Source organism: Lentiprolixibacter sp., assembly GCF_982873095.1.
Genome location: NZ_CEYNTP010000029.1, coordinates 2,002 through 17,218 on the forward strand (window position 1 = coordinate 2,002; position 15,217 = coordinate 17,218).

9 protein-coding genes are annotated in these 15,217 nt (G+C 49.3%); 3 read left to right on the forward strand and 6 right to left on the reverse strand.

All coding sequences use genetic code 11. The annotated features are described in order from the left end of the window. Positions 1–2,803, forward strand: a 2,803-nt coding sequence (locus AC4E7D_RS03460) for a PQQ-dependent sugar dehydrogenase (RefSeq protein WP_490172414.1), incomplete at its 5' end; no start/stop codon positions are given. Position 2,804: 1 nt separating this feature from the next. On the opposite strand, the gene AC4E7D_RS03465 is transcribed toward AC4E7D_RS03460, so the two are convergent. The 6 genes from AC4E7D_RS03465 to AC4E7D_RS03490 form a co-directional block, all read right to left on the reverse strand. Next, positions 2,805–4,472 carry a M1 family metallopeptidase gene (locus AC4E7D_RS03465; RefSeq protein WP_490172415.1) on the reverse strand — a complete coding sequence of 556 codons (1,668 nt, stop codon included), beginning with the start codon at positions 4,470–4,472 and terminating at the stop codon, positions 2,805–2,807. 2 nt (positions 4,473–4,474) lie between these two features. Further along, positions 4,475–5,785 carry a DUF2268 domain-containing putative Zn-dependent protease gene (locus AC4E7D_RS03470; protein ID WP_490172416.1) on the reverse strand — a complete coding sequence of 437 codons (1,311 nt, stop codon included), beginning with the start codon at positions 5,783–5,785 and terminating at the stop codon, positions 4,475–4,477. A gap of 14 nt (positions 5,786–5,799) precedes the next feature. Beyond that, positions 5,800–7,134, reverse strand: a complete 1,335-nt coding sequence (locus tag AC4E7D_RS03475) for a M28 family peptidase (RefSeq protein WP_490172417.1) — start codon at positions 7,132–7,134, stop codon at positions 5,800–5,802. Next, positions 7,134–7,760, reverse strand: a complete 627-nt coding sequence (locus AC4E7D_RS03480; protein WP_490172418.1) for a TMEM175 family protein — start codon at positions 7,758–7,760, stop codon at positions 7,134–7,136. Before AC4E7D_RS03480 ends, AC4E7D_RS03475 begins: the two co-directional genes overlap by 1 nt. Then, positions 7,757–8,815 (reverse strand): nuclear transport factor 2 family protein, encoded by a 1,059-nt coding sequence (locus AC4E7D_RS03485; RefSeq protein WP_490172419.1) that lies wholly within the window; start codon positions 8,813–8,815, stop codon positions 7,757–7,759. Before AC4E7D_RS03485 ends, AC4E7D_RS03480 begins: the two co-directional genes overlap by 4 nt. 121 nt (positions 8,816–8,936) lie before the next feature. Beyond that, complete coding sequence (locus AC4E7D_RS03490; RefSeq protein WP_490172420.1) at positions 8,937–11,147, reverse strand: bifunctional alpha,alpha-trehalose-phosphate synthase (UDP-forming)/trehalose-phosphatase; 2,211 nt, start codon at positions 11,145–11,147, stop codon at positions 8,937–8,939. A gap of 102 nt (positions 11,148–11,249) precedes the next feature. On the opposite strand from AC4E7D_RS03490, the gene AC4E7D_RS03495 reads away from it, so the two are divergent. Next, positions 11,250–13,049, forward strand: a complete 1,800-nt coding sequence (locus AC4E7D_RS03495) for a glycoside hydrolase family 15 protein (RefSeq protein ID WP_490172421.1) — start codon at positions 11,250–11,252, stop codon at positions 13,047–13,049. A gap of 135 nt (positions 13,050–13,184) precedes the next feature. After that, complete coding sequence (locus tag AC4E7D_RS03500) at positions 13,185–15,212, forward strand: dipeptidyl-peptidase 3 family protein (RefSeq protein WP_490172422.1); 2,028 nt, start codon at positions 13,185–13,187, stop codon at positions 15,210–15,212. Positions 15,213–15,217: the final 5 nt, after the last annotated feature.

Here is a 15,217-nt window from a genome sequence, read left to right on the forward strand (position 1 = left end):
CCACGAATACGATGGGGGGCGTGCCTTTTATACTGCTGCCGGCCATACGGATGAAAGTTTTGAAGAACCCCAAGTCCTGCAGCACCTGCTGGGAGGGATCCGGTATGCCATCGGGGAGAACCTGGAACTGAACTACAAAAAAGCCAATACCCAACTCCCCCCGGATATGGACCGTTTCACCAAGACGGTTCTGGTAGGAGGTGATATTTTCATGGAACCCACCGAGATGACCATCCTTCCAAACAACGAGGTCCTGGTGGCACAACGAAGGGGGGAGATCATGCATTACAATCCCCTTAGTGGCGACCTCAGGCAGGTGGCCTATCTGGATGTGTACCACAAATCACTGACCAACCCGGATGTCAATGCTGAAGAAGGCCTGATGGGGCTACAGCGCGACCCCAACTATGATAAGAATCACTGGGTCTACGTCTATTATGCGCCTAGCGGGGATGCCTGGGTGAACCGCCTTTCGCGCTTTAAGTTCAAGGAGGGGGTGTTCGACCTGTCTTCTGAACAGGTCATCCTGGATGTGGCGAGCCAGCGGGAAATCTGCTGCCATACCGGTGGCTCTATAGCTTTTGGCGCAGATGGATTGTTGTATTTGTCCACGGGAGACAATTCCACCCCTTTCGATGAAGAAGGCGAAAAATATGTGAACAGCGGCTTTGCCCCCCTGAACGACAGCCCGGGACATGAGCAATATGACGCAAGGAGGTCTTCCGGGAATACCAACGACCTGCGTGGCAAAATCCTCCGCATACGCGTAAAGGAAGATGGCTCTTATGAAATCCCTGAAGGCAATTTGTTCCCGCCCGGAACGGGCAAAACCCGGCCAGAGATCTATACCATGGGGCATAGGAATCCCTACCGTATTTCGGTGGACCAGAAAAACGGGTACGTCTACTGGGGGGATGTGGGGCCTGATGCGCAGAATGACAGCCTGGAGACAAGAGGTCCCAGGGGGTATGATGAAGTGAACCAGGCACGCAAGTCCGGTAATTTTGGCTGGCCGCTTTTTATAGCAGATAACAAGGCTTACGTCACTTACGATTACGAAAACGGAGTGAGCGGCGAAGCCTTCGACCCTAAACATCCTATCAATGATTCCAGGAACAATACGGGCCTGAGGGAGCTGCCAGAGGCCATGCCTGCTTTTGTCTTTTATCCCTATGTGGCGTCTTCAGAATTCCCACAGGTAGGTACAGGAGGGCGAAATGCTATGGCCGGCCCGGTCTATTATCCAGAGCTGTATGAGGGATCAGATAAGCTTCCCGATTATTACGAAGGCAAGCTGATCATCTACGACTGGATGCGGGGATGGATGAAGGCGGTGACCTTCTTTGAAGACACCAGTTTCAACAAAATGGAACCCTTTGCCTCGGGAATTGAGATCAATAGCCTTATCGATATGGAAGTGGGACCGGATGGCAGGGTGTATCTCCTCGAGTACGGCAGTGGCTGGTTCAGCAGGAACCCAGATAGTGGCTTGAGTTATATCGAATACAACGGGGGTAATCGTCCCCCGGTCATTGACGATTTTATAGTGGACCAGACTTCCGGTCCCATACCCCTGACCATTGAAGCGTTGGTAAGTGCGAGGGACCGGGAAAAAGATGAAGTAAACTACCATTGGCACCTTGGGGATGCAACAACTGTGGACACCTCTGTGCCCGAACTGTCTTATACCTTTCAGGAGGCAGGGGAGTACCAGGTATATGTGAGTGCTGCTGATGAAAAGGGTGCAGAAGTCCGCAGCGAAACCCTTACGGTAGTAGCCGGCAATTCAAGGCCTGTTGTATCTGTTGATATTGTTGACGGGAACCGTTCTTTTATACTTCCCGGCGCCCCTTTAAAGTACCGTGTAAGAGTAAAGGATCCGGACACTTCTGATCCCTTTCTGGAGGAGAACCTGTATGTGTCTGTAGAATACCGGGAAAGCCTGGATGAGGTCAACCAATCCCTTGGCCACCAGCAGCTCACCGCAGAGGTATCCGGAAAAGCGCTGGCCATGGCAATGGATTGCAAGACCTGCCACAAGGAAAAGGAGGCATCAATTGGCCCAACTTATCTGGAGATTGCGCAAAAGTATAAGGAGCAACCTAACGCGACTTCTTACCTGCAGGAAAAGATAGTTTCCGGGGGTAGCGGCGTATGGGGAGAGGTGATGATGCCCGCACATGCAAATATCACAGCTACCGAATCCCGGCAGCTGGCCCTGTACATACAGTCCCTTGCCGGTGAGGGCAAACGCAAAGCCTCCCTCCCGGAGTCAGGAACCATCATCCCGAATGAGGAAGAAGCAGGTAAGGTACTTGTATTAACAGCAAGTTATACCGATGGGGGCAGGGCAGGAGCTATTCCCCTGACCGGCATAAACACGGTCGTCCTCCCCGGGAACACGGTAGGTTTTACCCCTGAAACCCCAAACCAGGGGATGATGCCTTTTACCTATGGGGGTATGGACCTGATGTTAGTGCCTCCGGCGGAAAGCTGGTTTGTCCTGGAAGATATTGACCTAACAGGCGTAAAGTCCGTGTATCTCATGGCCGGCTGGCAGGAAGCGCCGCTCTCAGAGCTCAATTTTGAATTGCGGGCGGGAAGCCCAGAAGGAAAGCTCGTGGGGAAAGGAAGGATGCCCAAACCCGCGGCCGGACAACCCGGTGGTGTAATACCAATCAGGGTATCAACGCCAGTCGACCTGAAGGTGAGCGAGCTCTATTTTGTGTATAAACCTACACCAGGGGTGGACCGTGGTGCGAGTCCCGTAGCGCTTATGAACGTGCGATTTGACAGCAGGTAGGCTATAATTTCCGGGTCTCCACATAAAAGTTTTCATCGAATTGCGGTACGGCCTGATATCCGATCTTTTCGGTTTTCCACTCAGAGTTGGGAAAGATCCATAGCGGCTCTCCGTCTATGAAGATCCGGAGGGGCATATCAAAATCCTCAACTACCTGTCTATAGCGGAAGGAAAACAGTTCCCCGTCCAGTTTAAATTCCAGCACAGGGATCATGGTGGTCCTAAGATATTGATTAAAGAAGGCGCTGAGGTCCTTACCTGTCTTTTCGCTCAGGTAATCTTCAATTTGTTTCGAGGTGACGGTTTGATGGTAAAAATCTGAGTTGAGCCCCCGTAAAATGCTTCGCCAGAGCGGATCATCTTCCACCAGCTGCCGTAGGGTATGCAACATGTTGGCCCCTTTGTAATACATGTCCCCGGAGCCCGGGGCATTCACCCCATAAGGGCCGATCACCGGCCGGTCGTTCCGGATAAGCCTGCGCGTACCTAGTACATAGTCTGCCCCTAATTTCTTTCCCAGGACAGTATTTTCTTCTCCTAGTTTCAGTCCGGCCGCAATACCGTATTGGTATTCCAGGTATAGGTTTTCGGAATAGGCCGTAAAGCCTTCGTGCACCCACATATCTGCGGCATCTTTGTAGGTGATATTGTTGGCAAACCATTCATGACCGGACTCATGTACAATGATAAAATCAAATAGCTGTCCCGCCCCGGTTCCGGAGAGGTCCCTGCCAAAATAGCCGTTTTGGTACCCATTCCCGTAGGTCACTGAGCTCTGATGCTCCATTCCCAGGTAGGGGACTTCCACCAGCTTGTAGCCGTCCTCGTAGAAGGGATAAGGCCCAAACCAGTATTCAAATGCCTCGATGGTCATGGGTGCTTGTTTGAACTGGACTTTTGCCTTTTCCAGGTTATCCCGTAATACGTAGTAATCCATTGTCAGCGGGCCCTTTTCCCCCTGGTAGGTTTCCCCGAAACGGACGTAATCCGCGATGTTGACGTTCACCCCGTAGTTGTTGATGGGATTGCTCACAAACCAATGGTAGGTGTCTGCCTCTTTGTTACGGTCTACCTTCCTGAGACGGCCATTACCCACCCCGGTGAGGCCTTTCGGGACGGTAATGCTTATGGCCATACTGTCTACTTCATCGTACATGTGGTCCTTGTTAGGCCACCAGACACTTGCTCCCAGGCCCTGGCAGGAGGTGGCGACAAAAGGCTTGCCATTGCTGTCTTTTTCCCAGCTAAAGCCCCCATCCCAGGGCGGGTTAGTGGCTTCCTTGGGATGGCCCGAATAGGTGATCGTCAGCTCCTTGATTTCCCCTTCCTGCTGTGGTGCATCAAGTTCAATAAAATGCGCATTGCCGCTGGATTGCCACTGCAGTGTCTTCCCGTCCTGAGTTATTCGTTCAATTTTCAGAGGGGGCTGCAGGTCGATCTGCATCCTTTTCCGGGGTTCCAGCACCCTGTATTGTACGGTATTGCTGCCGGAAATAAATTTTTCATCCGGATCTACGGAAACCTGCAGGTGGTAGTAGGTAAGGTCCCACCATTCCCTTTCCGGGGTGATACTTCCCCTGAGGGTATCCTGTTCGGTGAACTGTCGCAACTGTCCGAAGGCAAACTGCAGGCACAGCAAGCTAAGAAGAAGGAGGCCTATTTTTTTCATACTTAAAATGCTAATGTACTATCTCGTTCAAGAAGGGTGTAGTACGCACTCTCCCGATAAATACTTTCAAAATTGTCTGTATTCAACAAATTGTAAACAGCTTGTTGTTTATCCGCCTGATTCTGATAGTACGATTTGCTTATCAGGTAGCCCAGGGTATACCCCAGGTCGTGGGGACGGTCTTCAATGGCCCCTCCATTGTACAGCCATTTGGAGGTGTCTGTATTCTGCAGGTCATTTTTCAACTCAGATATAATGAATTCCAGGTTCTTCGGATCATTTAAATAGTCCAGGTTACTGTTTTTCAATGCTTTACCCGAACTCAATTCCACCAGAAAATCACAGACCCCTTCACCTATAATCGCCCCCATGACCTTGTTATTATTCAATGTGTCGCGGTAATTTTGCTGGAAGTGCATGAGTTCATGAATGGTGAGTCCAGGGAGTTCCTCAAAGGCCATGATGGCCCCTTTTTGCCAGTCGCTCAGCCCTTCTGTAGGCATTTCAGGGGAACGGCCGTACATATCACCACCTACAAACATCCCCATTTCTGTGGTTGTGCCCCCCGAATTCAGGATCCCGGGGACCACGTAGACTTTGGGGAATACCGCCTGTGGATACAGTGACTGGAAATTCATCATCCAGCTGCGGGTAGTGGCCTGCACGGCTTGTAGGCTGTCTGGGTGCAATTGTTTCCTCAGGTAGCTGTAGTACTCGGGTGTGGCGTTGATCATTTGCCCGTACATCAGGTCCAGGTTGCCATACCTCACTACATAAAAGTCCTTTATTTCCGGTGGGCCGTCCAGTATATATTGTTTTAGTTCCTGCCGGGCCTTGCTGGTATCCTTTAGTGCCTGTTCAAAATAGGGCCAGAAGTGCTTTACGGACCGCATTTCCAGTGCATAATGCTCCACTTTTTCCAATTGTTTTTGAACGGAATCGAGGCGGGATGTAAGGTGTTTCCCCTCAGGGAATTTCAGTTTGTCCGCGAGTCCGGGGAATTGCCCGAGGATTTTCGGGTTGGCCATGCCTTTATCCAGTGCTTTATGGAGGCAGTTGACGGTCTCCTTAAGGGCGTTGGCCTTGTAGTAAAAGGAAGCCGCTTCTATATACAATTGTGTGGCCTGAAGGTCCTGGTTGGCAGCCAGTAAGGTATCCCCCAGCATTTTAAAGTTTTCGTGACCAGCTTTTCGATCGCTTAGTTCGTAGAGCGCTACAATATCTGGCAAATGCTGTTCCTTTGTATCGGAATCCCCGGTATTCTGGCAACTCCCCAGCAATAAGCACAAAAGGCCAAATACGGCAGGTTTCATTACTAAGTGTGATTTTAGTCCCTGAAGATTCCGTTGGGAAAGACGACTGGGCTTTCAAAGCCATTTTCTCCTACAGCAGCAACCCCAAAGAAATAATTGTCGATTACGATGCCATCGAGGGTGTACTCCGTTACGTTGCCTACATAGCGACTGTTGTCCCAGGTAGGGGAGGTGGTATCCCTCCAGTAGATCTTATATCCTTTTGCCCCGGGTACGGCCTCCCATTTCAGCTTGGTGGAGGGTTCCACGATGCCACCGATCTTCACTTCCTCAGGGCTAAGTGGTGCCCAGGCGATAGCAGCCAGGCTGATGGCATTCACAGCGGTGAGTTTTTTTGCATATTCAAAATTGACATGCTCCAGTTTATCTCCGTATTCGATGCCGTTTTCCGTGCGGATATCCTGGTGTTGCTGGGTATAGTTCTCGTGGGCTTCCATAATCCGGATGCCGGGGTAGCCTGCATCGTTGAAGGGACGGTGGTGGCCACCCCTACCAAAGCGGTCGAGCCTGTAGATCAGCATGGGATTCATTTCGGGCATGTATTCACGGGTGGTCTTATGGACATACCGGGCCAGTTGCCGCGAAATACCGTCTACCTCACCCCCGTAAAACCTTCGGCTTCTTCGCTCCCGTTCTGTCTCTGTCGGGGGTACAGGTTCCGAAAAGATGCGGAAATCCCGGTTGCTCACCACGCCGTCCACGCCCCGGATATTCCCAATCATATCATTATTCAGGATCCCGATAATATCCCACTCCCTGTCTTTTGCATAGGCCGCCAGTCCTTTACCACCGTACAGGCCCTGTTCCTCCCCGGAAAGGCCCACATAAATTATGCTATTTTCAAATTTATATTTGCTCAGTACCCGGGCGGCCTCTATGGTACCTGCCATGCCACTGGCATTGTCGTTGGCCCCGGGAGAGTCTGAGGTATAATCCGTGGGATCGCTCACCCGGGAATCTATGTCCCCGCTCATGATAATAAAGCTGTTGGGATTTTTGGTCCCCCATTGAATGGCCACCACATTCACTACCCAAACGTCCTTAACAATCCGTTGGTTGTCTCCTTTCTCAATAAAATCCTTTTGGTAGAAGACTTCGAGGCAATTGTCGCACTCTGCAGAAATTTTGTCAAACTCACTTTTGATCCATCGGCGAGCAGCCCCAATGCCACGGGTTTGGGATACTGTATCGCTGAGGGTATGACGGGTGCCAAAATTCGCCAGTTTGCTGATGTCGTTTTCTAATCGTTCAGCGGACACAGCATTGATAATGTCATAAAGGTCTGTGGATGTTTGAGCAGAAGTCATCAACCCAAAAAGGACAAATAAGGCAGGTACTAGTTTTTTCATCAAAGTGGAAATCTAAATTTTTTCTCGAACCATTGGGCGTGCCAGTAACACAGGGGTCCCAGCAGTAAATAAATCAAGCCTGGAAAACCAAAGGTAAGGCCAATTTTAAAACCAGACAACGCCACAGACAAGAGGGCAACGAGCACATAAATGAAAAAATGCCGGCCGTAAAAAAGCAGGAACAGGGCCTTATCCATGGATTTGGTTTTTTTGTAGGCCCTGAAATACATCAGGGAAAGGCAAAGGAAGATCATCAGAAACCCTCCACTGTAGAGTTGAAACAGACTGGCAAGACCTTCGTAGGTGATCTCTTCTTTTCCGATAAAGGAATTTACCAGGGATTTTAGCGGAAAAACGTAATAGAGGATGACAAACAGCATAATGGCATTAAGGGCAATGATCCAGTCGTCCATGTAGCGCGTCCTCCGGAAAAAGTTATAATGCACCTTCCATAGCATGACCAGGACAAAGAAACTCACCCCGAAACTGATAAAGCTGCTGATCTTGGACTCCATCAGTACAAAGCTCTGATTCAAGTCAAGAGAAACCACCATGAGCGTAGCCGCAAAGGCAAATACTCCATCACTAAACGCTTCTACCCGGTTATTATCATGCAGGAATTTCATCGGATGAAAGTTACTTTTATGATTTGACCATTTTTCACTTCATATAGCGCAACCGCATGAAACTGATTGCCGTTGATCATGACCAATTCCTCATCAATGACTTTATCTCCTATGATTATGCGGTTCTTAAGTTCACAGTGCAGGTCAGGTGTCATTTCAAAGAAGGTGCTGTACCGATCCTGCATGGCTTCTTTTCCTTCAAACAAGAGGCTGCCGGGATATTCGTAGGCACGAATGTCTTCTGCATAGGGGGCTAAAAATGACTCAATATCGCGGGCATTGTAGGCTTCCAGCTGGGCTTGTACGGGTACTTCCGAAGAAGCTTCTGCCACCACCGCCAGGGTAGTGGATAAGCTGTTGACCGCGAGACGGGTGATATTGCCAATATCGGGCCGTGTAAAGCGATAGACCGGGCGCCAGTCAACTGACGTTCCAGGTTTAAATTCCAGCAACTGCTTCCCCTGACCGGCCAGTAAACTGCCATTTAATAACCAGCAGTAGTCCTGTACTCCAGCCGGTAAGTCTGTGATTACTTTGGTTTCACCCGAAGCCGGATCCAGGGATCTTACGGTATATGTTTCCTCACCCCGACTTATGAAACTCACCAACGAACTGTTGGGTATTTTGTGGAGGGATCGACCCACATTCCTGTACATGGTGTAATGGGTCTTGTTTTTCAGATTGGCCACCACAAGGTCCATGCGTTCGTCTACCAGGACCGTACAAACGATGGTGTTTTCATCATACCAAACGTGGTAACCTACCCTGAGGTCGGGCAGTATCTCTTTCGGTTTCCCCTTTTCAAAGGGATAACTATAGAGCCTTTGCCTGCCGTCCTCTTCCAGCCGGATAGCAGAAACCTTCTTTTTTCCGGGTATTTTCAGAGGGGAATATTCACTGGCCTCCGGGCTATCTGAAATCCAGGAAATTTCCTGGCGGTTCAGGGCATAGCGGGCAATATCGGTTTGCCCGTAGCGGTTTGAGGAAAACAGCACAATGTTATCATTATAAAAGGACGGTTGGTGCGGCTCCCAGGGAAATTTTCTCGTTTTCATAGGTAAGGTTCACAAGAAAGACGTCAGTATTGCTCTGTGCATATCCCGCCGTTTGGCAAAATAGTGCCGCCCACAGTAGAAAAGCGCAGACAAGAAGGGGTTTTCTGTTCATATGATCCGGTTAAACATTGATGAAAGCAGCCAGCAGGTCCCGGACTTTCCGGTTATTCTCAACGTAAAAACGGGCATGGGTTTTTTCACGTCCCACTTTTACCGTAAACGTACTCTCCGGAAGTTCCTCAAACATAAATTCATCGGTGGTATCATCCCCGATCGCGAAGACAAAGTCGTACTTACCGCGCGCCAGGACCTGTGTGCAAGCCCTGCCTTTGTTGACATTGCCGCTCTTGATTTCCAAAACCTTGTTGCCAGACAGCAAACTGATATTTTCCGTGCCAATAAGGCTGGTCAGCACGGTTTTCAGCTCGGCAGCGCGTTTATTTCCAAAGTCCGGATCGGTTTGCCGGTAGTGCCAGGCCAGGGAGTAATTCTTTTCTTCTATAAAGGAGCCGGGGGTACGGTCCACAAAAGATTCCAGAACGGGCCGTATTTTGTCCATCCAGTCTTTCTTCACCTGTTCCATCATTCGAAAACCGTCCCCATTGTCTGAGATCCATACTCCGTGTTCCACGATCATGTTGTAGTCTTTGTGCCCAAACCACTTCTGGAAGGTCTCCTTGTCCCGCCCACTGATCAGGTATACCTTGTTTTGCTCAGGTTCACTTAAACGGTCCAGGAGTTCCAAAAGTCGATCGTCTGGTTTCGCATGTTGCGGATCGTTCTGGAAACCGGTGAGGGTACCATCATAATCCAGGAAAAACAGCCTTTTTTGTGCGATCTGGTAACTGCTCATGAGGTTATCCCAAACCTGCCCCCTGAGCAAGCGTGTAATTGAGGGCGCCTCTTTTTCGGGTTTGTTTTTAAGGGAATCCATGAAATCATTGGCCCATTTTTCCACATTATACCGGGAAAGCCGTCTTTGCATCAGGGTGTTACGGGCTTGTTGTTCTTCCAGGGGCATATTGATGGCCCAATACAGGGCATCTGCAATTTCCTCAAAATTGTTGGGGTTGATCAGGAGGGCTTCGTTCATTTCGTTGGCTGCACCGGCCATTTCACTGAGGATCAGCACCCCGGATTGATCGGTCCTGGAGGCAATATATTCTTTGGCTACCAGGTTCATCCCGTCCCGAATAGGCGTTAGCCAGGCGATGTCGCTTGAGGTATAGAGATCGATCAGGTTCTCGAAGGGTACAGAACGGTAAAAGTACCAGATGGGTGTCCAGCTCACTGTGGCGAATTCTCCGTTGATACGGCCCACCAGCTCATCTACTTCTTTTTTCAATAACTGGTATTGGGGGACATTGGCTCGTGAGGGGACTGCCAGAATGATCAGGCGTACTTTTTCCTTGTACTGGGGATATTTATTGAGAAAATAACGGAAGGCGTGCAGTCGTTTTGCAATCCCCTTGGTATAGTCCAGACGGTCGATGGACAGTATTAGCTTACCATCCGGTGTAGTTTCCCGGTGCAGGTCCAGGCGCCGTTGCAGGTCAGATTGATCTTTCCCCTTCGAAGTACCCTGTTTGAGGGCAGCCTGGTGGAACTTATCGTAATCGATCCCCATGGGAAAGGAATCCACCTTTACTGTACGGTTATCCACATAGATCTCGTTATAGGTTACTTCCAGGCCTTTCAGCCTGCGGACGGAACTCAGGAAGTGCCTTTCGTAGTCGTAGGTATGGAACCCAATCAGGTCAGATCCCAGCAAGCCTTCCAGGAGTTCTTTCCGCCAGGGGAGCGTACGGAAGATCTCGTAAGAAGGGAAGGGGATATGCAGGAAAAACCCGATAGTGACTTCGGGGCGTTTTTCCCGGATCATCATAGGCAGCAACATAAGTTGGTAATCGTGTACCCAGATGATATCATCATCCTGTGCATTTTCCAGGACGACATCCGCAAATTTCTGGTTCACTTCGCAATAGACCTCCCAGTTTTCCAGCTCAAATTCCGAGTATTCCATAAAATAATGGAACAGGGGCCAGATCGTACGGTTACTGAAACCAAAATAAAATCCTTCGATCTGGGCCTCGTTCAAGGGTACCTGCAGGGCGCCATGCTCTGCCAGGGCCTTGTCTATTTTGGGGCCCATGCCTTCAGGGATCTCCTCATCGGTAAGACCGCTCCATCCTATCCAAATACTATCACTACCGGAATGAACCGACTTCATCCCTGTTGCCAACCCCCCAACGCTCGGCACGGCAGTGATGCTTCCATTGCCAATTTGTAATTGTACAGGTAGTCTATTTGAGATTATGATAGTTTTGCCCATGAATTCAGCAGTTTTGTCGTCTTTGGTTTTAAATTTCTCTAAATTTCGACAAATTGGACCGCATAAACAATTATAAAAATACATTTAGCGATTCCTTAAAGCATGGATAATCTGGATTACGGAATGATTGGAAATTGCAGGAGTGCCGCCCTGATCTCCAGGACAGGGTCCCTGGACTGGTGCTGCCTCCCGGAATTTGATTCTGCCTCAGTATTTGCCAAATTGCTGGATGAAGATATTGGGGGCAGTTTTGAGATCCTGGTTGATGAGGAGTTTCAGATAACCCAGCGCTATAAAAAAGGAACGGCCCTGCTGATCACAAGGTTTACCCGTGGGGAAGACGTTTTTGAGGTAAGGGATTTTATGCCGCGCTACCACAAGCATAACGGTACCTATCACAGTCCACCGGAAATCATTCGCTATATCCGGCATATTTCCGGAAGACCGAAATTCCGGGTCAAATACGACCCCAAATTGGGCTATGCGGTAGGGGAAACACATACCTATGTGAAAAGCCAGTTTGTTTCCAGCCTAACCCATGCCGTTAAGTTTGATACGGTTTTTCTCTATACCTCATTCAACAAGAATGCGGTGGTGGAGGGCCGGGAACTGGAAGTTACCAAAGACGGATACTTCCTTGTTTCCTATAATGAGAAGATCTTTCAACCTTCTACCAAATTTGCCTACCTGGAGCAGGAACGCACCAAAGTGTACTGGTTGAACTGGAGCAACAAGACCCCTAGCTACCAGAAATACAATGCTGCTATCAAACGAAGTGCCATTACCTTAAAGTTACTGAGTTATGACAAGACTGGCGCAGTACTGGCGGCAGCAACTACCTCACTGCCGGAAACTATCGGAGAAGTGCGAAACTGGGATTACCGCTTTTGCTGGATCCGTGATGCTTCCATGGTGATCAAGGTAATGGCTAATCTGGGGCATGAAAATGTGTCACGGCGCTACCTGCAGTTTATCATCGACCTGATACCGCAGAAGGATGAAAAACTCCAGATCATGTATGGTATCAACAAGGAAAAACGCCTTACGGAACACACCCTGGGCCATTTAAGGGGATATAAAGATTCGCGCCCTGTTCGCATCGGTAATGCTGCGTACCGGCAAACCCAGAACGATATTTACGGCATCCTGATGGACGTGATCCACCAGCAACTCGGACGTTTCAGCACCAACATTGAAAACGGGGAAGAGCTCTGGGGGATTACCAAGGGCATTGTCTGGATCGTTGAGAAACACTGGCATGAAAAAGACAAGGGGATCTGGGAATTCCGAACGGAAGACCGTCATTTTACCTTCTCCAAGGTGCTGTGCTGGGTGGCTGTAGACCGGGCCATTAAGGTGGCTAAGATGCTGAAGAAATCCCGTAAGCTCGAGAAATGGAACGCCCTCGAACAAACCATTAAGAATGATATTCATGCCAATGCCTGGAATGATAAGGCCAACGCCTTTGTGCAATCCTATGGCTCCAGCGACCTGGATGCTTCAGTTCTCCTCATGGAGCAATATGGCTTTATCCACGCCAAAGACCCACGGTATGTGAGCACGGTAAGGGCCATTGGAGAACATCTCAGCAATGACGGTTTACTCTACCGGTATAAGAATGAGGACGATTTTGGCCTGCCTTCATCTTCCTTTACGATTTGCACCTTCTGGTATATCAATGCCCTGTTTAAAATTGGGGAAGTAGAAGAGGCCCAGCAGTTGTTTGACAAGGTGCTGGGTTACAGCAACCACCTTGGACTCTTTAGTGAAGATATCGATTTTAAGACCAAAAGGCTGTTGGGGAACTTTCCCCAGGCCTACTCCCACCTTGCCCTGATTGAATGTGCAGTTAATTTTTCGAACAAGGCTACTGCGGAGAAGGTAAGGGAGTCTGTGCATTAATAGTTTACGCCATTTTTTTATTGGGAGAGGATTGGTTTTGAGACAGCCAAACCATACAAATACTATGGGGGTTTGAGGCGGTAAATCGTGGGCGTTTGACTACCTTTGTAGGACGAACAATAATCCAAACGAAAGATGAAAATTAAGCAATATTTAGGGGTGGTATTTGCCCTTGTCCTTGCCCTGTCATGCAAACAGGGGACAGAGGTTGAAAAGCCGCTGGTAGCCGATGAAAAAGGCTTTGAATACGTCGTTGATCAGTTTGCTGACCTGCGTATCTTAAGGTATCAGGTTCCGGGATTTGATGAACTCAGCCTCAAAGAAAAAAAGTTGGTGTATTACCTCACCGAAGCGGGACTCGCTGGCCGGGATATCATGTGGGCACAAAACTACCGCCACAACCTGGAGATCCGCAATGCCCTGGAAATTATATATACCAACTTTAGCGGGGACAAGACCACGGAAGACTGGAAAGAATTTGAGATCTACCTGAAGCGGGTGTGGTTCTCAAACGGGATCCACCACCACTATTCCAACGACAAGCTCAAACCCGGCTTTTCAGAAGACTACCTTACCTACTTGTTGAAGGAAACGGACATTTCCCTTGGGGAAGAAGCATTCGCAGTAATTTTCAACGAGGCCGACAGCAAAAAGGTCAACAAGAAGAAAGGGGTCGATAATGTTGCCGCCTCTGCGGTGAATTTCTACGGCCCTGATATTACAGATGCCGAGGTTGACGCGTTCTACGCTGCCATGGATAAAGGCAGTGAGGCAGAGCCTGTAGAAGTGGGCCTCAATACCAAGCTGGTGCGTGAAAACGGTCAGCTGGTGGAAAAGGTGTATAAGGTGGATGGCCTTTATGGTGCCGCCATTTCCGAGATCGTAAAATGGCTGGAAAAAGCCGTTGAAGTCGCGGAGAATGAGCAACAGGCCAATACCCTTAAACTGCTCATTTCCTATTACCAGACCGGAGACCTTACAACCTGGGATGAGTACGCCATCTCCTGGGTAAATACCACCGAAGGCAATATCGACTGGATAAATGGTTTCGTGGAAGTGTATAACGATCCCAAAGGCTATAAAGGTTCCTATGAGAGTATTATCGAGATCAAGGATTTTGAAATGTCCCGCCAAATGGCCGTTTTGTCTGAAAATGCCCAGTGGTTTGAAGACAATTCACCCCTGATGGAAGAGCACAAGAAGGATAATGTAGTTGGGGTTTCCTATAAAACCGTAATTGTTGCCGGAGAGGCGGGGGATGCCTCCCCAAGCACCCCTATTGGGGTCAATTTGCCCAACAACAACTGGATCCGTGTGAAGCACGGCAGTAAATCGGTTTCCCTGGGAAATATCATTGATGCCTATAACAACGCCGGGGGTTCCGGACGTTTAAAGGAATTTGCACATGATGCCGAAGAAGTAGCCCTGGAAATGGCCTATGGGGAGCTGGCCGACAAGCTGCATACCGCCCTGCATGAGGTAGTGGGGCATGCCTCAGGACAGATCAACCCCGGAGTAGGGCAACCCAAGGAAACCCTGAAAAATTACCGCTCCACGCTTGAAGAAGGGCGTGCTGACCTTGTAGCCCTGTATTATATGATGGACCCTAAAATCCAGGAACTGGGGTTGGTCGATGATTATGTGAAACTTGGAATGGCCGCTTATGACGGCTATATCCGCAATGGGCTTGTGACCCAGCTCATCCGGATTGAACTTGGGGACGATATTGAGGAAGACCATATGGTCAACAGGCAATGGGTATCTGCCTGGGTCTTTGAAAAGGGAGCAGCTGACAATGTGATAGAAAAAGTTGAAAAAGATGGTAAGACCTACTACAATATCAACGATTATGAAAAGCTGCGTGAGCTTTTCGGGCAATTGCTCAGGGAAACGCAAAGGATAAAGTCTGAGGGAGATTTCGAAGCTGCCCAGGAACTGGTTGAAGGCTATGGCGTAAAAGTAAACCAGGAGCTCCACGCCGAAGTGCTCGATCGGAATGCCCAGTTCACTTCAGCCCCCTACAGTGGTTTTGTAAACCCTGTTCTGGAACCTGTTATGAATGACGAGGGGGAAATTACAGACATCGTGCTGAAGCAACCTCAAAGTTTTGAGGAGCAGATGCTGGAGTATGCCTCCCGTTACAGCCACCTAGAGGTAGAATAACATTT